We start from the raw sequence: 23,577 nt of genomic DNA, 5'->3' as shown, positions 1-23,577 counted from the left end.
CAATAAAAGCTCGTTCGATTGCAGACAAAGCCCTGGCCGTAAGGTCAGGGTTTTGATCTATGTGACTAAATATGTCTGCAACTCTAGCCCTTAAAAATCAGCTTTCCCAGTTTTCTCAACTTTTATGTTGTCGGAAAATTTCTTTTGTGTCGCATAAAAGCTGCCAAGGGTAAAAGCTTTCAGCTGTTGATCCGTATCAGCCCGGCACGAAGCGCTGTCGCAAGCAGCATTGATTATCCCAAAAGTTACGGCCTTTTGTTTCATATCAAATTTGGCCTCTTCAAGACTGTTTTTTCCCATAGCGACCACACATCCAGTCACAATGGCCTGAGCTTTTTGCTCGTTCATGCGCAGTATCGTGTCATTGACGAGCTTGCTGTACCCATCATTGTTATACACATCGACGGCGAACTCGCGGCATTCATCATAATACGGACTGGTTTTGACTTCTGCGTAGGCAGGTATTTTCATGGCAGCACAACCCACCATACCAAGGCTTAATGCTGCAATCAGCGTTTTTTTTATCATGCTTTAGCCCAGAGATTCCCTGTTAGAAAAGTTTATAAATTCAACTAATATCCATTCTGGCACTGCGGCATTATTGTTGTCTTTTATGTACCCAAAATCCACAAAAATAGGTCGATGGGGAAAGCATCATTCAATTCTATGAGGCGGTCCATCTTTGAACCGCCCCATATCACAGAAGCTCTTTAGCCACTTCCATTGGAGTTTATGGACGTGACTCGATCAGTGGGCTCCGCCCCCACCGCCCCCGGAACTGAACGGTGGTTTGGCGAACCAGACCAGCGCCAGCAATATCAGGAACACCCCCGCCGAAAGCCAGAATATCTCGTTGGCCGAGATGATCAGCCCCTGCGCGGTGATCTCGTTGGCGATATACGCCGAAGCCTGCTGCTTGCTCATGCCTAGCTGCTCCAGCTTGCTGTACATCTCCTGCGACTGAGGGTTGAACGGATTCACAAACTCGGTCAGGTGCGAGTGGTGCATCGCCTCTCTGCTGGTCCACAAGGTGGTGGTGATCGAGGTGCCGATAGAACCCGCCAAGGTACGGGTAAAGTTCGACAGGCTCGATGCTGCCGCTATGCGCTCCGGCGGCAACCCGGACAGGGTAATGGTCGTCAGCGGCATAAAGAAGCAGGCGATGGCAAAGCCCTGGAAGAACTGTGGCCAGGCGGAAGCGCCAAAATCCATCCCCGGTTCAAACGTGTAGGCGCGCCAGTAGAAGCACACGGCATACATGATGAAGCTGAAGGTGACCAAACGGCGCATATCCAGACGGTTACCGAAGCGGCCGATAATCGGTGACAAGATCACCGGCAGCAACCCGATCGGCGCAGACGCCAAGCCGGCCCAGGTGGCGGTGTAGCCATATACCTCCTGTAGCAACTGTGGCAACAGCACGATCGCCCCGAAATACAGCATGTAGGCCAGGCTGATACACAGACAGCCGATGGTAAAGTTGCGCGATTTGAACAGCGACAAATCCACCACCGGGTGATCGTCCGTCAGCTCCCACACCACCAGGAACACCAACGCCACCACGGCCACGACGGTCAGGACAATGATCTCGGTCGAGTTGAACCAGTCCAGCTCCTTGCCCTGATCGAGCATGATCTGCAGCGCACCGATGCCAACCACCAGCAGCACCAGCCCGACGGTATCGATAGGTTTGATCTCGGTTTTGGTCTCCCGGCCTTTCAGCGTCGACATTGCAATCAGGATCACGAACAGCCCAATCGGGATGTTGATGAAGAAGATCCAGCCCCAGTGATAGTTATCGCTGATATAACCGCCCAGGATCGGCCCGAAAATCGGCGCGACGATCACGGTCATCGACCATAGCGCCAGGGCCATCGATCGTTTGGCGGGGGGATAGTTATTCAGCAACAAGCTCTGCGACAACGGGATCAGCGGCCCGGCGACGATGCCCTGGATCACGCGGAAGAAGATCAGCATGCCCAGACTGTTGGAGATACCGCACAGCCAGGAGGCCAGGGCGAACAGCGCCGTGGACCACAGGAACAGGCGAACTTCACCCACGCGTTTCGCCAACCAGCCGGTGATCGGAATGGAGATGGCGTTGGCCACCCCAAACGAGGTGATCACCCAGGTGCCCTGCGAGTTGGAAGACCCGAGGTTACCCGAAATGGTCGGTATCGCCACGTTGGCAATGGTGGAGTCCAGCACCTGCATAAAGGTCGCCATGGCGAGCGCGACCGTCATCCAGGCGAGCTGGGCACCTTCAAGCGGTTTCTGTGCCAAGGTAGCCTCCCGCTCGCTTAACCGGCGTTTGCATGGATCACATCGGCGATCATCTGATTCACCGGCGCCAGATCCAGCGTCAGCGCGCTGGTTTCAAACAGCGGTTTTTGTCGTACCGTATCGGAGAGCACCAGGCCGTCCAGATTGGTGGTGTCGACTTTGACCAGCGTAGAAAGACCGATACGCAGAGGATGCTCAGCAACCTGTTGCGCATCCAGTTCGATACGCACGGGTAAACGCTGCACCACTTTGATCCAGTTGCCGGTAGCGTTCTGTGCAGGCAGCAATGAGAACGCGCTGCCGGTACCCATATCGATACCCACGACCTTACCCTTGAACACCACGTCGCTACCGTACAGGTCACTCACCACGGTGGCCTCTTGGCCGATACGCATGTTGGCGATCTGCGTTTCTTTAAAGTTGGCATCCACCCAGACATGGTCTGGTGCCACTATGGCCATCAGAGGCGTCCCAGGGGAGATCTGTGCCCCCACCTGCACGCTACGGCGTGAAACGAAGCCGGTGATTGGGCTGACGATACGGGTACGCTGCAGCGCCATCCAGGCGTCGCGCATCTGTGCGGCGGCTTGCAGCACGGCGGGCTGTTTATCCAACGGGGTATTCAGCACCATCGCCTGATTGGCATTGTATTGTTGCACCGCGACTTCCAGTGCCGCTTTGGCATTGTCTACCGCGTCACGCGCATGTTGCAGCTCTTCGCGGCCAATGGCATCGGCGTTGCCCAGCACGATACGACGCTTGAGATCGTTTTCCACCTTGCTCAGCTCGGATTTGCGCAGCGCAATGTTAGCCTGATACTGCTTACCGTTGATCACCAACTGATGCGTTTGGCGCACGCTGTTGGCCAGCGCGGTTTTGGCCCGCTCAAACGCCTGTTCGGCGTCGGTAGGATCCAGCGTTAGCAGCACATCGCCTTTGCGGACAAAGTCGGTGTTATCGAAGGTAACGCTGTTCACGCTACCGGAAACCTGGGCCATGATCTGCACCTGATTGCCGGCCACGTAAGCATCGTCGGTTTCTTGGTGATGACGCAGCACCAGGAACCAATAGACTAAATAGGCCACCCCAATAATCACAAAAATAAACGTCAACAGCAGCAGCCAGAATTTACGCTGTCGTTTTTTGCCAGCCGGTTGCTGCGGGGTTTGAGTTTCCGCGCTTGCACTCATGGTCTTCTCCACGCTCTAAAATTATGCTTTAGGTTCCGCTGCCGCCGGGGCCTGGTAGCCACCCCCCAACGCGCGTACCAATGCTATCTTCGCCTGCATCAAGTTGCTGCTGGCATTCAGTTGTGCCTGTTGCTGCTGTAATAGCTGCAACAGGCTGGTCAACAGTTCATCACGCCCAATAATCCCTGCCTGGTATTTGGCGTTGGCGACCCGGTACACATCCTGCATGGATTGGGAGGCAGAGGTTGCCTGCAGCAGCTGCTTGCTACTGCTCTGTTGAATGGTGATGGCGTCGGCCGTTTCCTGTAACGCATTGACGAGCGTTTGGTTATAGGAACCTACCGCCTGATCGTAGAGTGCGGACTCTTCACCCAGCTTGCTGCGTAGCGCACCGGCATGGAAGATAGGCAGGGAAATGGCTGGAACCACGCCCCACGCCTGGCTGGCGGCTTCAAACAGATTCGGGCTGGTACCGCCGACGTTGGTGGTGGTCAAGCCAGCAAAGGCCGAGATCGACAGGCTAGGGTAGAACTCTTTGCGTGCCGCACTGACCCGTTGGTTATAGGACTCCACCAGTTGGCGCTGTGCCACGATATCCGGGCGTTTGCCCAGCAAATCCGCGGTGAGTTCGCCTTTGGGGGCTAACTGTTCTTCGCTTGGCATGGCCACCGGATGCAGAGACTGCATCGCATTCGGGCCAAGACCGGCCAGGGCGGCCAACTGGTGTTTCAGTTGTTCAATCTGTGACTGCAGCTGGATGATCTGCTGCTTGGCACTGTCGGCTTGAGCCTGGGTCTGTTGCGGGATTTCCACGCCGTAGATCCCGGCTTTATATTGTTTTTGGCGCAGGTCTGCCAGGCGTTGATTGTTATCCACCTCTTGTTGCAGCACATTCTCAAGCGCGTAATTCGCCTGTAACTGGTAATAAGCAGAGGCTACCGAACTGGTTAGCGTCAGAGCGGCCTGTGCCTGCTCGGCACGAGCGGCATCGATCTGCGCTTTTGCCGCATTGACCTGATTGCGATATTTGCCCCACCAGTCAAACTCATAAGCCAGATTCAAACCCAGCGAGTTGGTGGACTCATACACCGGGTTGGGCAGATAGCCAAAGCCCAGGTTGGTGTTTTGCGCCAGACGCTGACGGTTGATGCTGGCATTCAGATCCAGGTTAGGGCCGTTAGCGGCACTGGCTTCCCCCGCCACGCTTTGGGCTTCACGCACGCGAGCGCCCGCCTGTTGCAGCGAAGGCGAGTTTTGCAACGTCTGGGTCATCAGGCTATCAAGCTGGGGATCGTTAAGCGTGCGCCACCATTGCGGGCTGATGGCAAGCGAGCTGACTTTTGGCTGGTCAAGCTGTAGCTGCTGCGGATCCATCATCTTGGATTGCGGGGCAATATTATCGGTAGATGCGCACCCCGCCAGCAACAGAACGGCGAACAGCGGGGTGAATCTCCAGTTTAACGGGGATCGCATAAATTGATTACCTGAACAGGAATTATTGGGATAACTGTTCTGAAACTTCCATCTGATCCAAACGGGTCAACAATTTGCGCGTCAGCATTTCAAGCTGTTGCTGCTCCTCGTCGTTCAGCGTAGACCACAGAAAGTGCAGACATTTATGCTGCGGTGGCAGCAATTGTTCGAGAAACGCTTCCCCAGCCTGGGTCATATGCAGATGCAGGCAGCGGCGATCGTGATCGCTTTCCCGGCGCTCAATCCAACCGCGTTTCTCTAGTTCATCGGCAATGCGGGTGGCATTGGTGCGTGACGAACCTAGGGCCGAGCTTAGCTCAGAAGGCTGAATACTGTGGTTTTCCTGCGCATCCAGCGTAATGAGAGCCATAAACAAGGTTTCGTTGATTCCCTGTGCTTTCAGCATTTTATTGCGATTTTCCAACAGCTTGCCTTGCATATGCATGCATAGGCGGGTCAGCAGGATTTCCTGATATGGGAAGTCTTTCTGACGTTTGGCGCGGAAATTCAGCATTTGCTCTATGGGGGTAAACGAGCTTTCCATAATTTAGTGCCTCATTAATTTCGTTCGGTATAGTAACGATAGTGATTAATAATGTAAATCTTCAGCAAGGGGAATAATTTAGCAATTCGTGTCATTTGTAAGTTGTTTGTAAATGCTTAACGCCACAGACCCTAAGGTCTTGTGATTGAAGGCACAAATTCTGCCGTTCCGCAGGCTGAGATAGGTAAGGTTTGTTTATGTAACTGGGCGGGGCACTACGGCATCCTGCGGAGGGGATAGAAAGAAAACTTACCTGAGTAAGGTCGTTCATGGTGGTCCGGGGCGCAGGGTGCATAGGTCGCCAATAATTTACCGCGACAATATTACCAGAGTGTAAGTAATTTTCACACCCTGCGGCCTAATAAATTTCCTGGGTTATTATTTTCTTGCTAACTAGATCGAGGCCGGACCCTGCGGGTCATAGCGCTTGCCACGCCACCAGGTCAGCAGATTCAGCACGCACAATACGCCACCAATCGCCGCTACGCCGTTCCAACCAGCATGTTGATAAGCGGCGGCGGAAAGCACTGAACCCACGGCCCCCCCGATAAAATAGCTGGTCATGTAACCGGCGGTCAGGCGATTACGCGCCTCCGGCATGATGCGGTAAATCACGCTTTGGTTGGTGACATGCACCCCCTGCACTGCCAGATCCAGCACCAGAATGCCGATAATCAGCGCCCAGAGAGAGTACGGTGCCAACGCAATCGGGATCCAGGACAGCAACAGCAGTACCAGCCCGACGCTGGTGGTTAGCCCTGCTTTGCCCTTATCGGCCAGATGACCGGCGCGTGAGGCAGCCAAGGCGCCAGCAGCACCCACCAGGCCAAATAACCCAATCACGCCCTCGGAATAGTTGAAAGGTGGGGAAGCCAGCAGGAAAGCCATTGAGGTCCACAGCACGCTGAAGTTGGCGAACGACAAAGCGCCGATGATCGCGCGGGTACGCAGCAACGGGGTGAAGCAGAACAGGGAAAAGATGGACTTCAGCAACTGCGGGTAATTCAGGCCAGAATGCAGCTTATAGCGCGGCAAGGCACGCCACAGCAGAAGGGCCATCAGGATCATTAACACGCTGGCCACCCAGTAGATGGTACGCCAGCCGCCGAGGGCCGCCAAAGCACCGGCGACGGTACGTGCCAGCAGAATGCCGAGCAGCAGGCCGCTCATGATCACGCCGACGGTTTTACCGCGTTTTGCCGGGTGTGCCAAGGTGGCGGCGAGTGGTACTAAAAGCTGGGCCACGACGGAGAACAAGCCGGTGAGAGCCGTACCGAGGATCATCATCGATAAGGTGCTGGAAGAGGCGGTGATCAGCATGCCTCCGGCGGCTAACAGCGTCATAAAGACGATCAGCCCACGGCGTTCAAACATATCGCCCAACGGCACCAGAAATAGCAGGCCAACCGCATAGCCTAGCTGGGCCGCGGTGACGATAAATCCGGCCTGGTTAACCGATAGATTAAAGTTTTGTGCGATGGTTTCCAGCAGCGGCTGGGCGTAGTAGTTACTGGCAACCGCCAGGCCGGTGGCCATCGCGATTAACAGCGTCAGTGCAGGGCTAAGGCCCGGGTGTTCGGTTGGTTGGTTCATAGGTCTTCAATAATGGAAATCTGTGATCGAAGTATCAGGCAGAACAGAATGTTAAGGCAATGTATAATTTTTATCAGTATGCCGCAGGAAGGATGTTGGTCAGTTAAGTAAAGAAAACGGGCCCCTCACCCTAACCCTCTCCCACAGGGAGAGGGAACCGATCGAGTGGGTCTGAAAATTCGGTGATTTACCTTGGAAAAGGGGACAATCGGGTTTGCCGAGATTATCCCTTTATTGGCAAAAGAGCAGGGGCTAACAGCTCCCTCTGAAGTAAGAGGGGACAGATCGAGTGGGTCTGAAAATTCGGTGATGTACCTTGGATGAAGGGACAATCGAGTTTGCTGAGAAAGCCCCTTACTTCCAAAAGAGTAGGGGCTAACAGCTCCCTCTCCCTGTGGGAGAGGGTTGGGGTGAGGGGCGTTATGACTTGGCGGCTTCGGCGGCGGTTTTCACCCAACCGTCAAACGTGGCCTGGTGAGCCTTGATCCAGCCATTGACATGGTTTTGGATGTCAGCCTCGGAGGACTGGCCTGCATGCATCCGCAGGTTCTGCGCGTTGACGTCGGCAATCGGCAGTTTCATGATGGCAAACAGCTTGGCGGCGGCAGGGTTGGCCTGCGCCCACTGCTTATTGGCGGCAATATGCATGGTGTTGACCGGGAAGCCATAATTGGCCCCGTTCGGCAGCTTGGTATCGACATCTTTCAGCTCGCCCGGCAGGGAAGAGAACGGCACCTGCAGCCAGACAACGTCACGCCCAGGCACCATCACATCGCTGACCCAGTACGGCGTCCAGGTGTAATACAGCACCGGTTTGCCTTCTTTGAAGCGGGTGATGGTATCGGAAATCATGGCGGCGTAGTTGCCCTGATTGTGCTCCACGGTTTTGCCCAAGCCATAGGCTTCGATATGGTGATTAATCACCGTTTCACAGCCCCAGCCCGGGGTACAGCCGGTCAAGTCGGCCTTGCCGTCACCGTTGGTATCAAACAGCTTGGCAATTTTCGGATCTTTTAGCTGTTCAACGTTGGTGATGTGATACTGGTCGGCGGTTTTTTTGTCGATCAGGTAGCCCTGAGCAGCGCCGCTGACGTAAGCCCCTTCACGATAGAATTTTTTATCACCCCCGGCGGCCTGATACTGATCGGCGTGCAACTGATCCCAGTTCACTGCCAGAAAAGTAGCATCCCCTGCGGCGATGGAAGTGTAGGCCACGTTGTAGTCCACCTCACGCGGCTCTTTGACGTCATAACCGAGTTTTTCCAATGCCTTGCTGACCAGCAGCGTTTGGAAGGTCTCCTCGGAGATGGTGCTCTGTATCGGTTGTACCGAAATACCTTTTCCTGGCAAATCAGCAGCGGAAGCAACCTGTGAACCAAGCAGTGTGGTAAGGGCAATCGCCCAGATCCCTGTAGTGCGCATAGTTTTTCCTCTGTTATTGATGTTGTTTGGAGATAGCCCGCCAGGGCAGTAAGCCGCTGGCGGGTAGAACGATCAGGCTTTTTTGATAAACGGGCGAGCGATCAACCCGATTGGGCCGTGGGTATACCAGCGGCCTAGCCCTTTACTGCGGCGATCGCGCCCCAGCGACTGGGTGAGACGATCGAGAATAATGGCAAGAATAACGATACCGACGCCACCTACGGCGGCCAGCCCCATATCCAGGCGGCCGATGCCACGCAGCACCATCTGGCCCAGACCGCCTACGGCGATCATCGAGGCGATAACCACCATCGACAGCGCCAGCATCAGCGTTTGGTTAACCCCGGCCATGATGGTTGGCATGGCCAGCGGCAGCTGCACTTTAAACAGCAACTGGCGCGGGCTGGAGCCGAAGGATTCGGCGGCTTCGATCAGATCTTCCGGCACCTGTTTGATGCCCAGGATCGTCAGACGTACGATGGGCGGCAGGGCGAAGATGATTGTTACCACTACCCCCGGCACGTTACCGATACCGAACAGCATGACGATTGGCACCAGATAGACGAAGGCTGGCGTGGTCTGCATGGCGTCAAGCAGTGGCCGGATCACCTTGGCGGCATGTTTGCTGCGGGCCAACCATATGCCCAACGGCAGGCCTATCAAGATGCAGAAGAACAGGGCGGTGAGCACCAGCGCCAGCGTGACCATCGCCTGTGACCAGGCCCCGATAGCGCCGATGGCGACTAACGACAGCAGCGTGGCGGCCCCCATGCCGAGGCTGGATATCTGCCAGGCGATCAGCGAGAACAGCAAAATGGCGACTGGAGCAGGCATACCCAGCAAAAACTGCTGGAAACCGCTGAGGATGAAATCCACCGGCACGCGAATGCCCTGGAACAGCGGACGGAAGTGCAGCACCAGCCAATCAATGGCGTGAGTGACCCAGCTGTCAAACGGCACCCAAGCCTTGTGGAACGGATCCAGCAGGCTAAAGTGCTCGGGCTCCACTGGGGCGCTGTTAAGCCAGTCAGCGCTCGATGCGGCCTGATTAGCGGCATCATGGGGCACACTGTCTGCTGGTGCGCCGGTTGCCCAGGGATCGCTGCTGGTGGCAGCCTGGGTTGCCGGGGCGTCGTTAGGGGATGTGGCAGCCGTTGCCCATGGATCCTGATTATCACTCATTCGTAGGGCCCTCTTTATCTAAAGCCTGCAGCAGCATGCCTTTGGAAATAATACCGATATAGTTGTTGTCTTCCCCGACCACCGGCACGGCGCAAGGGGCCTGTGCTACCAGTGAGATCAGTTCGCTCAGCGGCATATCCGCCGGAACGGGCAGTGGGGCATCCAGCAAGGCGTCGTTCAGCGTCTGTTTAGCCGCCAGCGCCTGCTTGAGGGAGTCTATCGATACCACGCCGATAAATTTCTCGCGTTCGAGGACGTAGCCATAGTCACGGTCTTCATCACGCAGGATCTGCAACGCAGAGCGCGGACCAAAACCGGGGGTCTTACGGATCAGGGTCACCGGGCGACGTTTGGCGATATCTTTGGCACTGAATACGTGGCTGATATCGACGCCGCGGAAGAAGGTGCGCACATAATCGTTGGCCGGATTATTTAATATTTCATCCGGGGTACCCACCTGGATCACTTCGCCGCCCTGCATAATGGCAATACGATCGCCAATACGCATTGCTTCATCCAGATCGTGGGAAATAAAGACGATGGTGCGCTGATGTTTCGCCTGTAATTTGACGAGTTCATCCTGCATCTCGGCACGAATTAATGGGTCCAGCGCAGAGAAGGCTTCATCCATTAACAATATATCCGGATCGTTAGCCATGGCGCGGGCTAAGCCGACACGCTGGCGCATACCACCGGACAGTTCATCGGGATAGGCATTGGCATAATTTTCCAGCCCAACCTGACGTAACGCATCCAGCGCTTTTTCCTGGCGCTCCTGTAAAGGAATGCCCGCTAATTCCATGCCGAACGCGGTATTATTTAATACGTTCATATGCGGCATTAAGGCGAATGACTGGAACACCATGCTGATCTTATTACGCCGTACGGTGCGCAGCGCAGCATCGGATATTTTGGATATATCCTCGCCGTCAATCAGCACCTCACCTCGGGTGGGTTCTATCAGACGATTGAGAAGGCGTACCAAGGTGGATTTACCGGAACCGGAAAGCCCCATGATGACAAATATCTCGCCTTCTTCAATGGCCAGAGAGGCGTTCTTGACGCCAAGTGATAACCCCGTTTTTTCCAGCAGCTGGTCTTTCGTCAAACCTTTGTCTATCAGCTTAAATGCGCGTTCCGGGTGCTCACCAAATATCTTATATAAATTTTTAACTTCTAGTTTAATTGCCATGCAATTCGCTGTTTCCTTTGGTTTATTATCAAACGCTAAAATTGTCCTAATAGAAAATAAGAGTGCCCTATACCCTAACACACTGACATTCTGAGACAACCCTCAATGTTCATATCGTAAGATTTTTCTAGTGATATCAGGTTTGATGATTGGGCATAATTACCCGACTTTTACGCGGTTATTTAACCGTAATGAGCAACAGGAAATGGCATGATATATTGGCGACTATGGCAACTATTTGCAGGGAATATTGGCAGCGTCAAATGGGTAATTAATGCACGCATAGTAAAGTTCTGCGTGCATTGACGAACGGCAGGAAAATCAGCAGGTTTACCACCTTAGATCAGAGTGTGGGTTCTTCGCTGCTGGTGGGAATAACGACCAGTTCCACTTGCTGCTGCTGTAACACCGATCCCATTGCAGAGGGGGAGGTAGGTCGGTAAACAACGCGGTCGCCTGTCGGGTATTGCCGATTTCAACTGCCGCCGAAGCATGGAACTTGGTGTGGTCCGCAGCCAGCAGAATATGACGCGAATGCGCCATCATCGCTTTCACCACGCTGGACTCATTCACGTCAAATTCCAGCAGGTCGCCGTTGGCTTCGATTGCCCCTACGCTGGTGATCAAATAGTCGGCGCGAAAGCCTTCCACAAAGCTTACGGCGCTGGGGCCGATGATACCGCCGTTATTGGGGCGCAGTGTGCCGCCCGGCACCATCACTTCGAACTCGGTGTTTTTATACAGGATATGTGCCACCCGCAGGCTATTGGTAATGATGCGCAGGTGGCTGTGGTTCATTAGCGCCCGGGCAACATGCTCAACGGTGGTGCCGATGGTGATAAAAATGGTGGAACGATCGGGAATGTAATCGGCAATGGCCTCCGCAATGGCTATCTTCTCTTGTGTGTAAGAGAGTTCCCGTTGCTCAAAGGCCGTGTTGACCACGCTAGAGGCACGACCTGCGCCCCCATGATGGCGGCTAATCAGCCCCTGCTCGCTCAATTTGCGGATATCGCGCCTGACCGTCTGTGTAGACACTTCCAGCAATTGCGCCAGCTCGTCGATGTTCATATAGCCGCGCTTGGCGATCAACTGGATCAGCTGATCGTGGCGTGGGTTGCCGGTAAGTTCAGTCAGACTCATGCTCCACTCCCTTAATATTGTCATCGGCCAACCATATTATACAAAACTGGCCAGGAAAGAGTCAGTTTGATCACAATTGGGAATGCCAGCGCGCCCGCCAGGACGGGTACACTTCAATGCGGCAACTGCATTGGCGTAACGCACCGCCTGAGCTATATCGGGTTGTGAACCCAGGGCTACCGCCAGCGCACCGTGGAAAACGTCGCCAGCCCCCGTGGTATCCACCACCTCAACCGAAAAGCCTGGCTGATGTTTCAGTTGAGCGTTTTCCAGCCAGAAACAGCCATGTTTACCCTGAGTGACATAAACTTGTCCGTTTTTGTCATTTTTTGCTGCACGCAATCCCTGCTCGATATCTGTTTTTCCTGTCATCCGCAGCAAACCCGGTTCGGAGAAGGCGGCATGGTCGGCCAAAGCAACCAGCGGGCGGATATCCTGCGGTGTGACATCGGCGTCCAACAGGGTAGTGACACCCGCGCGCCGGGCCAAGGTGAAGGCAGTCAGCGCGCCCTGATGCCAACGCACGTCCGCCAACACCACATCGTACTGGCTAAAGTCGATGTTATGCAGCCATTCGGCATCCTCGGGTAAATCTGGGCTGGGATGGTTGATGATCATGCGTTCTCCCTGGGCATCCACCAGCACAGCCGATTGCGATGAGCGCGCCTGTGGGCAACGGCAGGCATGTCTGACATTCACGCCATAGCTGCCTAACTCGGCCAACAGGGTTTGCCCGGTGGCATCGTCCCCGACCCGGCCAATGAAATCTACCTCTGCGCCCAATCTGGCTGCGGCCACCGCAGCCGTTGCCGCCGGGCCTCCGCCAATTTCGCGGTAGTCGGTAGCAACATATTTCCCCCCGCCTTCAGGCAGTTTCTCTACGTAATACAGGCGGTCTTGCACTGCAATGCCTACGCATGCGATTCGAGTCATGGTCTGGATCCCTGGATGTTGATCTGTGTAAGCGAACGGTTTTCAGCAAAAAGTGGCTGCCGATCACGCTGCCACCATTTTAATTCACTCAAATGTTAAAAGAGTGACGGCTGTCAATTTTTTGACCATAAATTACAAATACGATCAAAAACAGACAAAAATGGTCTAATTTGTGGTCGGTGAGATGACACAGAGATGACACAGGTAACCAACAGGAGAGAACCATGGCACAGATCGCATTTATCGGGCTAGGGCAAATGGGCGCGCCGATGGCCAGCAACCTGATCAAGCAGGGGCACCGGCTGAACGTTTTTGATATCAGCCCGGCGGCGGTCAGCGCTTTGGTAGCTCAGGGGGCCAAGGCGGCAGCCAGCCCGGCGCAGGCGGCACTGGACGCGGAGTTCGTCATCACCATGTTGCCTAACGGCGAACTGGTGCATGAGGTGCTGTTTGGTGCCGAGGGGGTGTGCTGCACCTTATCGCCTGCGGCATTGGTGATGGATATGTCCACCATCCACCCACTGCAAACGGACCGGCTGATTGCCCAGATGCAGGCACGGGGCTTTAGCCTGATGGATGCCCCGGTCGGGCGGACTTCAGATCATGCTCAGGCTGGCACGTTGCTGATCCTGGCAGGTGGGACTGCCGAGCAGGTGGAGCGCGCAACGCCAGTGCTGATGGCGATGGGCTCGGAACTGATCAACGCTGGTGGGCCGGGCATGGGGATCCGCGTGAAGCTGATCAACAACTACATGAGCATAGCCCTCAACGCGCTGTCTGCCGAGGCTGCGGTGCTGTGCGAGGCGCTAGGGCTGTCATTTGACGTTGCGCTGCAAGTCATGAGCGGCACACCGGCAGGTAAGGGGCATTTCACCACCACCTGGCCAAACAAGGTGCTGAAGGGCGATCTCAGCCCGGCGTTCATGATCGATCTGGCGCACAAGGATCTGGGCATAGCGCTGGATGTGGCCAATCAGTTGCACGTTGCCATGCCGATGGGTGCAGCCTCACGTGAGGTTTATAGCCAGGCGCGGGCCAGCGGGCGGGGGCGTCAGGATTGGAGTGCCATTTTGGAACAGGTTCGGGCTGCTTCGGGCAGAGCGAATAACGCGTAACACTTAACGTAATTGCGCTTGCTATGCAGCGCGCAGAGGGGAGAAGAAATGCCTTATTTATCTGGTAACACCATGATCCAACATGCATGGGAAAACGGCTATGCCATCGGCGCGTTCAGCGCACACAACGCCGAAACCATTCGCGCCATTTTGCTGGCAGCCGAACAGGAGCAGGCCCCGATCATGATCCAGGTGGGGCAGAAAGTGATTAGCGTGATGGGTCTGGAGCCCATGAAGGCGATGATCGATGCGTTTATGCACGATATCACGGTGCCGGTGTGCATCCACCTGGATCACAGCCGCAGCTTTGAACAGACCATGCAGGCGGTGCAGGCCGGGTTCCAGTCGGTGATGTTTGACGGCTCTCACCTGTCATTTGACGAAAACGTGCGGATCACCCGTGCCGTGGCGGACGTTGCCCATGTGCTGAACATTGGGGTCGAAGGCGAAATTGGCAAGATCGGCGGCACCGAGGATGATATTTCGGTCGACGAAAAAGACGCCCTGATCACCAGCAGTGACGAAGCGCTGCAGTTTGCTCAATCGACCACGGTGGATTATCTGGCAGTGTCCATCGGCACCGCTCACGGCCTGTACAAACAGGAACCTAAGCTGGCGTTCGAACGCCTGCAAGAGATCCGCGAGATCGTCAAAAAACCGATTGTCCTGCACGGCGGCTCCGGCGTACCGGACGATCAGATCCGCAAGGCGGTCTCACTGGGGGTCGCCAAGGTTAACGTGGACACCGAACTGCGGCAGGCCTTCACCCAGGGGATGGCTGAAGTGCTCGACAAGGATCCTCACGAGTTTGTCTTGGCGGTGTCGCTCGGGCATGGCCGTGATGTGATGCAGGCCAAAGTTGCCGAAAAAATCAGGCTGTTTGGCAGCCAGGGCAAAGCCGCTCAGTTTTAAGCATCCGTTGCGCGGCAAGCTGCCGCGCTAACCATAGGGCATCGATTATGACAACCATTCAACGCCAGCATTTTGGTGAACATCAGGGGCAGGCCGTTTCCCTTTTCACGCTGACCAATGCCAACGGGATGCGGCTGTGTGTGACCGATTACGGCTGCATCATTACTCAGCTTTGGGTGCCGGATCGCCATGGGCAAGCGGAAGATGTCGTGATGGGTTTCGACAATTTGGCGGCTTATCAGGCTGGGCATCCGTTCTTCGGCGCGATTGCCGGGCGCTGCGCCAACCGTATCGCTGGTGGACGTTTCAGCATCGACGGTCAGGAATATATTCTGGCCACCAATGAACTCCCTACCGGGCAACACCTGCACGGCGGACGTCGGGGTTTTGACAAGTATGTCTGGCAGGCAAAGGAAGACGGCGACGGTATTATTTTCAGCCGTACCTCTATCGATGGTGAGGAAGGCTATCCGGGCAATCTGCAGGTTCGTCACCGCATCGGCCTGACGGAAGACAACGTGATGACGCTGAGCTTTGAGGCACAGACGGACAAGCCGACGTTGGTCAATCTGGTCAATCACAGCCACTACAACCTGCGTGGGCATCAGCACCTGATCCACGATCAGCAGCTCAAGATCGACGCCGACTTTATGACGCCGGTAGATGAAACCACCATGCTGCCCACTGGTGAAATCCGCCGCGTTGCCGGGACGGCATTTGATTTCCGCAACGCCCGTCGTCTTGGGGACGCCATGCTGCACCGCCCGGCGCAGGATTTTGATATGAACTACGTGCTCAAGCCGGCTGAGGGGGCTTTGCATCCCGCCGCCAGCCTGATTTGCCCGCAGACCGGGCGGGTGATGGAAGTGCACACCTCGCTGCCGGGCGTGCAGTTTTATAACGCCTTTAAGCTTTCCAACAAGATCTGGAATGGCAAGGCTGGCCATCGCTATCAGGCGTTTTCCGGCATCTGCCTTGAAACCCAGGCGTTCCCAGACAGCATTCACCACGCCCATTTTGGCAACGTAGTGCTGCGCCCAGGGGAAAACTATTACAGCCAGACTGAACACCGCTTCAGCACCGTGGCATAGATTTATTCGATTACTGGAAGCAATATGATGAAAAATAAAGCAAAAGTAGGTGTGTTGGCACTTGGCCGCGCGACCTTCGACGTCCCCTACGCGCAAGAGATGTTGGCGCAAGCCTGGCAGACGTTGAGCGGGATGGATATCGAGCTGGTGGGGGAGCCGGTATTGCAGTTTGATGCCGAATCGGCTCTGCAAGTACTGCCCGCACTTAAACAGGCCGATCTCGATCTGCTGCTGATCCTGCAAGTGACCTTTACCGATGCCTCCCTTACCACCGAAGTGGTGCGTGATTTCCCGGTACCCACGGCGATGTGGTCATTCCCGGAGGCCCGTACCGGTGGCCGTTTGCGCCTGAACTCTTTCTGCGGGGTGAATCTGGCTTGCCATGCCCTGAGCCGTGAAGCCATCAACGTGCAAACGCTGCACGGCCTGCCGGACGATAGCCGGGTGATTAACGAATTACAGCAGCTGGCGCAGGCCGCGGCGATCGTTAAACGCTTCAAACAGGCCAAGGTGATGGTGATTGGTGAACACCCGCTGGGTTTTGACGCCTGTAACTACAACCAGCAGCAGCTGACGCAGCACTTTGGCGTTGAGGTGACTCGCCAGCCGGTGCTGGAGTTTATTGAAGAGGTGAAGGCGCTGCCGGACAGCGTGGCCGATGCGCCTTATGCCCGCCGTGCCAAGGATTTCCCTAACCTGGCAGAGATGGATCAAACGGCCACCCGCAAAACGCTCAAGGTTTACTCTGCCCTGCGTGAAAAAGCGCAGCGTGAAGGTTACACCGGCATTGCCGTGCGCTGCTGGCCGGATTTCTTTACCGATTACGGCTGCGCTGCCTGCGGGGCGTTGGCGTTGATGAACGAAGATAAAGTGCCGTGTGGCTGTGAAGCCGACATGTTTGGCGTGCTCTCTTCGCTGATGGCGCAGTGGGCCTCTGGCAATGCGGCGTTCAATACCGACCTGGTGGATATCGATCCGCAGGATAACAGCGTGGTGTTCTGGCACTGCGGGCAGGCACCGATCGAAATGGCCGATCGCGATGGCCCGGTGCAGGCCACCATCCACTCCAACCGCAAGCTTCCTCTGCTGTCTGAATTTGCTCTGAAACCGGGGCGCATCACGCTATGCCGCATCACTCAGGGCGAGGGCAAGCTACGCCTGATGCTGGCCGGCGGCGAAATGATCAAGGCTCCGCTGGCCTTTTCCGGCACTGCCGGGACCGCGCGCCTGGATGTGGATGCAGACACTTATCGCCAGCGTCTGATTGCGGCGGGTATGGAGCACCACACTTCGCTGGTTTACGGCGAGCACCGTCCGCTGCTGCGCAAAGTGGCCGGTCTGCTTGGTTTGGACGTGATTGAACTGACCTGAGCGGGCGACCAACGCTTGGAAAAATACGGCATTTAACCTTTTGGAGAATGGATCATGGCTTCTCAGCAAGGCTTGGAACTTACGCAACACGCAGGTGGATTTACGTTGACCTTTCAGCAGCGGGTGCTGATACAGCACTCGGCTGCAGCTCCGTGCCTGTGGATTGGGCGCGGCAAGGCGGATATTGAGATGTTCCGCGGCAACTTCAGCATTAAAGACCAGCTCAGTGAAAAACTGGCGCTGACCGAAACCCAGATCGTCCCGCAGGGCAAAGGCTGGCTGATCCGCTTTAGCCGGGGCGATGTGGCCCAGTGCACGCTGGCAATCACTACCGATGCGCAAGGGCGGTTGGAAATGCAGCTGCGCAACAGCGACGGGCAGAACAACCGTATGTGGCTGCGCCTGGCTGCCCAGCAGGAAGATCACGTTTATGGCTGCGGTGAACAGTTTTCCTACTTCGACCTGCGCGGCAAGCCTTTCCCGTTATGGACCAGTGAGCAGGGGGTTGGCCGTAACAAGCAGACCTACGTTACCTGGCAGGCAGACTGCCAGGAGAATGCCGGTGGTGATTACTACTGGACCTTCTTCCCGCAGCCGACGTTTGTCAGCAGCCAGAAGTATTACTGCCACGTAGAAAACAGCTGCTACATGAACTTCGATTTTTCTGCCCCAGAGTTCCATGAGTTGGCGATCTGGCAGGATCAGGCGGTGTTGCGCTTTGACTGCGCCGACAGCTACATCAGCCTGCTGGAAAAGCTGACCGCGTTGCTTGGCCGCCAGCCAGAACTGCCGGACTGGGTGTATGACGGCGTCATCCTGGGCATTCAGGGCGGTACCGAGGTCTGCCAACAGAAGCTGGACGTGATGCGCGAGCACGGTGTCAAGGTCAGCGGGATTTGGGCGCAGGACTGGGAAGGACGGCGGATCACCTCTTTTGGCAAACGCCTGATGTGGAACTGGCGCTGGGACAGTGAGCTGTATCCGGAGCTGGATAAACGCATCCCGCAGTGGAAGAAGGAGGGGGTACATTTTCTGGGGTACATCAACCCTTACGTGGCCATCGAGAAAGAGCTGTATGCCGAAGCGGCAGAAAAAGGCTATCTGACCAAGGATTACGATGGTAAAGATTATCAGGTCGAATTTGGCGAGTTTTATGCTGGCGTAGTCGATCTTACCAAGCCCGAAGCCTATGACTGGTACAAGAACGTCATCAAAAAGAACCTGATCGAGTTTGGCCTCGACGGCTGGATGGCGGACTTCGGCGAATATCTGCCGACCGATACCGTTTTGCATAACGGCATCGATGCGGAAATCATGCATAACGCCTGGCCAGCGCTGTGGGCCAAGTGCAACTACGATGCGCTGGAAGAATGCGGCAAGCTGGGCGAGATCCTGTTCTTTATGCGCGCGGGCTATACCGGCAGCCAGAAGTATTCGGTGATGATGTGGGCGGGCGATCAGAACGTGGATTGGAGCCTGGACGACGGCCTGGCTTCGGTGATCCCGGCGGCGCTATCGTTGGCGATGACTGGCCACGGTCTGCACCACAGCGATATTGGCGGTTACACCACGCTGTTTGAGATGAAACGCAGCAAAGAACTGCTGATGCGCTGGTGTGAGTTCTGCGCTTTCACGCCGATGATGCGTACCCACGAAGGCAACCGCCCGGATGATAACTGGCAGTTCGATCATGACGTGGAAACCATCCGTCAGTTTGCCCGCATGAGCCAGGTATTCACCTCCCTCAAGCCGTATATCAAGCAGGCGGTGGCGCTCAATGCGCAGTCCGGCTTACCGGTGATGCGCCCGCTGTTCCTGCATTATGAAGACGATGCTCACACCTACAGCCTGAAATACCAATACCTGTTTGGCCGTGATCTGCTGGTGGCCCCGGTGCATGAAGAAGGGCGTACCGACTGGACGCTCTACCTGCCGCAGGATAGCTGGATCAACCTGTGGACCGGTGAACGGCATAGCGGAGGGGCCGAGGTGACGATAGCAGCACCAATGGGCCAACCGCCGGTGTTCTATCGGGCGGATAGCGAGTGGGCGGAGTTGTTTGCCTCGCTACGCACGCTGTAATCACCAACTGTCAGCCGCCCGTTGCCCAACCGGCAAGGGCGGCTATCTCTGGGAATAGGTGTTTTCCAAGGAGAATCACCATGAGTGAAGCTAACCAGGATCCGGTGAAGCTGATATTGCCCCTGCGCGAGAAATTCGCCTATGGCATGGGCGATGTCGGTTCCAACCTGCTGTTGTGTGTCGGCACGCTGTATCTGCTGAAATTTTATACCGACGTGTTGGGGATCCCCGCTGCGTGGGGCGGGCTGATCTTTCTCATCTCGCGTTTCTTTACTGCCTTTACCGACATGGGCACCGGGCTGATGCTCGATTCCCGGCGCAATATTGGCCCCAAAGGCAAATTCCGGCCATTTATCCTTTATGCCTCAATGCCGGTGGCGTTGCTGGTGGTGGCCAACTTTATCGGCGTTGGCGCCTCGTTTGATGTCACCGTTAAAACAGTGATCGCCACGCTGATCTTTATGGCGTTCGGGCTATTCTTCAGCATGATGAACTGCTCCTACGGCGCGATGGTGCCAGCGATGACCAAAAACCCGCAGGAACGTGCGCAACTGGCTGCCTGGCGGCAGGGCGGGGCGACGGTGGGTCTGTTGTTGTGTACCGTAGCGTTTGTGCCGATCCTGTCGCTGTTTGACGGGCGCCCACAGGTGGGTTATCTGGTGGGGGCGGCTATCTTCGCCTTCGTCGGCATGCTGTGCATGTGGTGGTGCTATTCCGGCGTCAAAGAGCGTTATGTCGAGATCCCGAAACCGGGCGCACCCAAGCCGGGTCTGTTGCAGTCCTTCAAGGCGATCGCCGGTAATAAACCGCTGTTTGTGCTGTGCGTGGCCAACCTGTGCACGCTGGCGGGCTTCAACATCAAGCTGGCGATCCAGATTTACTACACCCAATACGTCCTCAACGATATCACCCTGCTGTCCTATATGGGTTTCTTCAGCATGGGCTGCATCCTGCTTGGGGTACTGCTGGTTCCGACGGTGGTGAAACGCTTTGGCAAGAAAAACGTCTATCTTGGCGGCCTGTCGCTGTGGATCCTGGGCGATGCCATGAACTATATGTGGGGCAATACCTCCACGCTGTTTGTGCTGTTCTCTTGCCTGGCGTTCTTCGGGACGGCCTTCGTCAACAGCCTCAACTGGGCGCTGGTATCGGATACCGTGGAATACGGTGAGTGGAAAACCGGCGTGCGTTCGGAAGGCACGGTTTATACCGGTTTTACATTCTTTCGCAAGGTTTCCCAAGGGCTGGCGGGCTTCTTCCCTGGCGTGATGCTGGCGTATATCGGCTATGTTCCCAACGTGGCGCAGGGGCCTGGCACGCTGGAAGGCTTGCGGCAGCTGATCTTCCTCTATCCGTGTGGCCTGGCCGTGCTGACCGCATTGACTATGGGGCTGTTCTATCACCTGACGGAGAAGAACTATCTCAAGATCGTCGGTGAGCTGGAAGAGCGCAAGCGGGTGGTAAGCCCGGCTATGTAAACAGATAAAACCAACCCGTTTATGGCTGATCATTCTTGCAGCAGAAATACCCTATGGATTTCAAGTTGCAGCTAGGCGACAAGCTATCTCATCCCCAGGAGCTTACTTTTGGGTAAGTGACTGGGGTGAGATAGTGCAGGTAACAACGCTGCGGCTTGAAAGACGACGGGTATTTAAGGGTTAAGACAATAATAAGGATCTGCCAGATGGCCAACTCTTTATCCTACCAAGATCCCGTTACGCTGCGGTTGCCGCTGCGCGAAAAGTTTGCCTACGGCATGGGAGACTTCGGTTCCAACCTGATGCTGTGTATCGGTACCCTGTATTTGCTGAAGTTCTATACCGATATTCTGGGGTTGCCCGCCATCTACGGCGGCGTGATCTTTTTGATCGCCAAATTCTTTACCGCCTTCACCGATATGTTGACTGGCGTCCTGCTGGATTCGCGGCGAAATATCGGTGCCAAAGGCAAGTTCAGGCCGTTTATCTTCTATGCCTCGCTACCGGTGGCTTTGCTGGCCGTGGCCAACTTCCTCAATAGCGGGTTCAGCCTGAATACCAAAACCGTCCTGGCTACCGTGCTGTTTATGCTGTTCGGCCTGTTCTACAGTCTGATGAACTGCTCCTATGGGGCGATGGTGCCAGCCATGACCAAAAACCCGCAGGAGCGCGCGCAGCTGGCCGCTTGGCGGCAGGGAGGTGCAACGCTGGGGCTGCTGTTATGCACCGTGGGCTTTGTCCCGATCCAGATGCTGTTTACTTCACGTCCGGAGATGGGCTATCTGGTTGCCGCGGTAGTGTTTGCGACCTGTGGCGTGTTTTGCATGTGGTGGTGCCATGGCGGGGTCAAAGAGCGCTACGTTGACGTGGTACCGGCACATCATAAACCTGGCATCTTCAAATCCTTCCGCGCCATTTTCCAAAACCCACCGTTGCTGGTGCTGTGCATTGCCAACCTGTGTACGCTGGCGGCGTTTAATATCAAGCTGGCGATCCAGGTCTATTACACCCAATACGTGTTGCACGATATCCATTTGCTGCCCTATATGGGTTTTTTCAGCATGGGCTGCATTCTGATTGGCGTGCTGATGGTGCCAGCGGCGGTGAAGCGTTTTGGCAAAAAGCGGGTCTACCTTGGTGGCCTGTTGCTGTGGTGCCTGGGCGATCTGTGTAACTACGCCTGGGGCGACAGCTCGCTCTCTTTCGTAGCGTTCTCCTGCATGGCCTTCTTCGGGACGGCCTTCGTCAACAGCCTGAACTGGGCTCTGGTGCCCGATACCGTTGATTACGGCGAATGGAAAACCGGCATCCGCGCGGAAGGCTCGGTGTATACCGGCTATACCTTTTCACGCAAGATCTCCGCCGCACTAGCCGGATTGTTACCCGGCATTATGCTGACGCAGATCGGCTATATTCCGAATATTGAGCAGTCTGCCTCGGTGCTGAAAGGCCTGCGCGAGTTAATCTTTATTTATCCCTGCGTATTGGCGATGGTTGCCGCCGTCATGATGGGGTTTTTCTATAAGTTAAATGAGCAGTTATTTATGCAAATCATCACCGAGATTAATAACAAAAAAGGAAACCGTGACGAACAGGCCGAGCTTCATCCGGCAATCAATACGACAATAATCAAAGAAGTCTAAGCCAGGGTATTACCAATAATAACGCACAGCTGTCATGCCTAACGGCATGGCGGCGGGATTTTCGCATGCTTTTATCAGGATCAATTTCACAAGGAAACTCAACCATGCCTACTCTCTGGGGTTCTAGCAGCAATAAAACCAATACGATACTACTGGTAGCGGCGTTGTTTGCCTCAGCCAGCGCTCAGGCCGGACGTGCCTATCTGGAAACTCGTGAGGCTTATAATACCGCCTCTGAATTAAACGAAATCATCCTGCGCGGCGGCTATAATTTTGATGGTGGAGCCGGTGTGATGGCCACCAACGCCTATAACATTGGCAAGTTTGATCAGCTCAAGCACAGCTATAACGAGCTTGAGGGGTGGTATCCATTGTTCCGGCCAACGGATAAATGGACGGTGTCCCCTGGCGGGTTGGTCAACTCGAGCAGTGCGGGATCCGGCGGTGCCATCTACCTGGACAACAACTATAAATTCCTGCCGTTTTTCAACCTGACCGTGCGTTATCGCTATAACCATAATAACTATGATTCCATCGATTTTAACGGCAATCCGGCGCGTAATGATACCCATGAAATTGCCAACTACTGGAACTTTAAGCTCAGCGATGAGTTAAATTATACCTTCGAGCCACATTACTTTATCCGGGTAAACGATTTTAACAGCAAAAATGGCAAGAGCCACCATTGGGAGATCACCAATAAGTTCAGCTATAAAATAGATACCCATTGGATGCCCTATCTGGAGCTGCAATGGCTGGACCGTTGGAACGATTATAATAAGGAGCAGTATCGTATCCGCGTAGGGTTACGGTATACCTTTTAAACCACACAAATAAAAAATCCGGCCAAGTCTTGGCCGGGTAAAAAGAGCTGAATGTAACATTGATGCCGATATCGAAGGGGATATCTAGGAGCCATTATAGTCCCGC

Annotated in this window: 18 protein-coding genes and 1 pseudogene; 8 read left to right on the top strand and 11 right to left on the bottom strand. The window is 55.3% G+C overall.

The window, feature by feature from the left end; genetic code table 11:
* Positions 1–90 precede the first annotated feature (90 nt).
* The 11 genes and pseudogenes from D9980_RS14285 to D9980_RS14235 form a co-directional block, all read right to left on the bottom strand.
* Positions 91–528 carry a hypothetical protein gene (locus D9980_RS14285; RefSeq protein WP_121607649.1) on the bottom strand — a complete coding sequence of 146 codons (438 nt, stop codon included), beginning with the start codon at positions 526–528 and terminating at the stop codon, positions 91–93.
* A gap of 219 nt (positions 529–747) precedes the next feature.
* The gene (gene emrB / locus D9980_RS14280; protein WP_235166970.1) at positions 748–2,244 is read right to left on the bottom strand and encodes a multidrug efflux MFS transporter permease subunit EmrB; all 1,497 of its coding nucleotides are present in this window, start codon (positions 2,242–2,244) and stop codon (positions 748–750) included.
* Between the two features lie 56 nt (positions 2,245–2,300).
* On the bottom strand, positions 2,301–3,473 hold the full coding sequence (emrA, locus tag D9980_RS14275; protein ID WP_121607648.1) for a multidrug efflux MFS transporter periplasmic adaptor subunit EmrA: 1,173 nt from the start codon (positions 3,471–3,473) through the stop codon (positions 2,301–2,303).
* A 21-nt stretch (positions 3,474–3,494) separates the two neighbouring features.
* Positions 3,495–4,946, bottom strand: coding sequence for an efflux transporter outer membrane subunit (locus D9980_RS14270; RefSeq protein WP_121607647.1), 1,452 nt, complete (start codon positions 4,944–4,946; stop codon positions 3,495–3,497).
* A 22-nt stretch (positions 4,947–4,968) separates the two neighbouring features.
* Complete coding sequence (gene mprA, locus D9980_RS14265) at positions 4,969–5,490, bottom strand: transcriptional repressor MprA (RefSeq protein ID WP_021178983.1); 522 nt, start codon at positions 5,488–5,490, stop codon at positions 4,969–4,971.
* A 393-nt stretch (positions 5,491–5,883) separates the two neighbouring features.
* Positions 5,884–7,083 carry an MFS transporter gene (locus D9980_RS14260; protein ID WP_024484845.1) on the bottom strand — a complete coding sequence of 400 codons (1,200 nt, stop codon included), beginning with the start codon at positions 7,081–7,083 and terminating at the stop codon, positions 5,884–5,886.
* A gap of 420 nt (positions 7,084–7,503) precedes the next feature.
* Entirely contained in the window at positions 7,504–8,505 is a 1,002-nt protein-coding gene (proX, locus tag D9980_RS14255; RefSeq protein WP_121607646.1) for a glycine betaine/L-proline ABC transporter substrate-binding protein ProX, read from the bottom strand.
* Between the two features lie 72 nt (positions 8,506–8,577).
* Positions 8,578–9,687: a glycine betaine/L-proline ABC transporter permease ProW gene (gene proW, locus D9980_RS14250; protein WP_024484842.1), complete on the bottom strand. Its 1,110-nt coding sequence runs from the start codon at positions 9,685–9,687 to the stop codon at positions 8,578–8,580.
* Positions 9,680–10,879 carry a glycine betaine/L-proline ABC transporter ATP-binding protein ProV gene (proV, locus tag D9980_RS14245; RefSeq protein ID WP_121607645.1) on the bottom strand — a complete coding sequence of 400 codons (1,200 nt, stop codon included), beginning with the start codon at positions 10,877–10,879 and terminating at the stop codon, positions 9,680–9,682. Before proV ends, proW begins: the two co-directional genes overlap by 8 nt.
* A 343-nt stretch (positions 10,880–11,222) precedes the next feature.
* Positions 11,223–12,022, bottom strand: a pseudogene (locus tag D9980_RS14240) (DeoR/GlpR family DNA-binding transcription regulator).
* 36 nt (positions 12,023–12,058) lie between these two features.
* Entirely contained in the window at positions 12,059–12,955 is an 897-nt protein-coding gene (locus D9980_RS14235) for a sugar kinase (RefSeq protein ID WP_121607644.1), read from the bottom strand.
* Between the two features lie 224 nt (positions 12,956–13,179).
* Here D9980_RS14235 and yihU point away from each other — a divergent pair, with 224 nt between their 5' ends.
* From yihU to ompL, 8 genes are all read left to right on the top strand, one after another.
* Positions 13,180–14,070, top strand: coding sequence for a sulfolactaldehyde 3-reductase (gene yihU / locus D9980_RS14230; RefSeq protein ID WP_121607643.1), 891 nt, complete (start codon positions 13,180–13,182; stop codon positions 14,068–14,070).
* 48 nt (positions 14,071–14,118) lie between these two features.
* The gene (locus D9980_RS14225; RefSeq protein WP_065686682.1) at positions 14,119–14,982 is read left to right on the top strand and encodes a class II fructose-bisphosphate aldolase; all 864 of its coding nucleotides are present in this window, start codon (positions 14,119–14,121) and stop codon (positions 14,980–14,982) included.
* 47 nt (positions 14,983–15,029) lie between these two features.
* The gene (locus tag D9980_RS14220) at positions 15,030–16,073 is read left to right on the top strand and encodes an aldose epimerase family protein (RefSeq protein ID WP_121607642.1); all 1,044 of its coding nucleotides are present in this window, start codon (positions 15,030–15,032) and stop codon (positions 16,071–16,073) included.
* A 24-nt stretch (positions 16,074–16,097) separates the two neighbouring features.
* The gene (locus D9980_RS14215; RefSeq protein WP_238393641.1) at positions 16,098–17,444 is read left to right on the top strand and encodes an L-fucose/L-arabinose isomerase family protein; all 1,347 of its coding nucleotides are present in this window, start codon (positions 16,098–16,100) and stop codon (positions 17,442–17,444) included.
* Between the two features lie 54 nt (positions 17,445–17,498).
* Positions 17,499–19,526 carry an alpha-glucosidase gene (locus tag D9980_RS14210; RefSeq protein ID WP_121607641.1) on the top strand — a complete coding sequence of 676 codons (2,028 nt, stop codon included), beginning with the start codon at positions 17,499–17,501 and terminating at the stop codon, positions 19,524–19,526.
* Positions 19,527–19,606: 80 nt separating this feature from the next.
* Positions 19,607–21,004, top strand: coding sequence for an MFS transporter (locus D9980_RS14205; protein WP_024484834.1), 1,398 nt, complete (start codon positions 19,607–19,609; stop codon positions 21,002–21,004).
* 206 nt (positions 21,005–21,210) lie between these two features.
* On the top strand, positions 21,211–22,647 hold the full coding sequence (locus D9980_RS14200; protein ID WP_121607640.1) for an MFS transporter: 1,437 nt from the start codon (positions 21,211–21,213) through the stop codon (positions 22,645–22,647).
* A 104-nt stretch (positions 22,648–22,751) separates the two neighbouring features.
* Positions 22,752–23,471: a porin OmpL gene (ompL, locus tag D9980_RS14195; RefSeq protein WP_121607639.1), complete on the top strand. Its 720-nt coding sequence runs from the start codon at positions 22,752–22,754 to the stop codon at positions 23,469–23,471.
* The last annotated feature ends 106 nt before the right edge of the window (positions 23,472–23,577 follow it).

The sequence above is a fragment of the Serratia sp. 3ACOL1 genome (assembly GCF_003668775.1).
Lineage (GTDB): Bacteria > Pseudomonadota > Gammaproteobacteria > Enterobacterales > Enterobacteriaceae > Chania > Chania fonticola.
Note: the sequence above shows the minus strand (reverse complement) of the source record. Positions and strands in the feature narration are given on the sequence as shown.

Excerpts from the sequence above, each read along its gene's own strand:
- D9980_RS14270 (WP_121607647.1), bottom strand. The coding sequence starts at position 4,946 with ATGCGATCCCCGTTAAACTGGAGATTCACCCCGCTGTTCGCCGTTCTG.
- D9980_RS14260 (WP_024484845.1), bottom strand. The coding sequence starts at position 7,083 with ATGAACCAACCAACCGAACACCCGGGCCTTAGCCCTGCACTGACGCTG.
- D9980_RS14285 (WP_121607649.1), bottom strand. The coding sequence starts at position 528 with ATGATAAAAAAAACGCTGATTGCAGCATTAAGCCTTGGTATGGTGGGT.
- D9980_RS14220 (WP_121607642.1), top strand. The coding sequence starts at position 15,030 with ATGACAACCATTCAACGCCAGCATTTTGGTGAACATCAGGGGCAGGCC.
- D9980_RS14210 (WP_121607641.1), top strand. The coding sequence starts at position 17,499 with ATGGCTTCTCAGCAAGGCTTGGAACTTACGCAACACGCAGGTGGATTT.
- proV (WP_121607645.1), bottom strand. The coding sequence starts at position 10,879 with ATGGCAATTAAACTAGAAGTTAAAAATTTATATAAGATATTTGGTGAG.
- D9980_RS14205 (WP_024484834.1), top strand. The coding sequence starts at position 19,607 with ATGAGTGAAGCTAACCAGGATCCGGTGAAGCTGATATTGCCCCTGCGC.
- emrA (WP_121607648.1), bottom strand. The coding sequence starts at position 3,473 with ATGAGTGCAAGCGCGGAAACTCAAACCCCGCAGCAACCGGCTGGCAAA.
- yihU (WP_121607643.1), top strand. The coding sequence starts at position 13,180 with ATGGCACAGATCGCATTTATCGGGCTAGGGCAAATGGGCGCGCCGATG.
- ompL (WP_121607639.1), top strand. The coding sequence starts at position 22,752 with ATGCCTACTCTCTGGGGTTCTAGCAGCAATAAAACCAATACGATACTA.
- D9980_RS14225 (WP_065686682.1), top strand. The coding sequence starts at position 14,119 with ATGCCTTATTTATCTGGTAACACCATGATCCAACATGCATGGGAAAAC.
- D9980_RS14215 (WP_238393641.1), top strand. The coding sequence starts at position 16,098 with ATGATGAAAAATAAAGCAAAAGTAGGTGTGTTGGCACTTGGCCGCGCG.
- emrB (WP_235166970.1), bottom strand. The coding sequence starts at position 2,244 with ATGACGGTCGCGCTCGCCATGGCGACCTTTATGCAGGTGCTGGACTCC.
- proX (WP_121607646.1), bottom strand. The coding sequence starts at position 8,505 with ATGCGCACTACAGGGATCTGGGCGATTGCCCTTACCACACTGCTTGGT.
- proW (WP_024484842.1), bottom strand. The coding sequence starts at position 9,687 with ATGAGTGATAATCAGGATCCATGGGCAACGGCTGCCACATCCCCTAAC.
- mprA (WP_021178983.1), bottom strand. The coding sequence starts at position 5,490 with ATGGAAAGCTCGTTTACCCCCATAGAGCAAATGCTGAATTTCCGCGCC.
- D9980_RS14200 (WP_121607640.1), top strand. The coding sequence starts at position 21,211 with ATGGCCAACTCTTTATCCTACCAAGATCCCGTTACGCTGCGGTTGCCG.
- D9980_RS14235 (WP_121607644.1), bottom strand. The coding sequence starts at position 12,955 with ATGACTCGAATCGCATGCGTAGGCATTGCAGTGCAAGACCGCCTGTAT.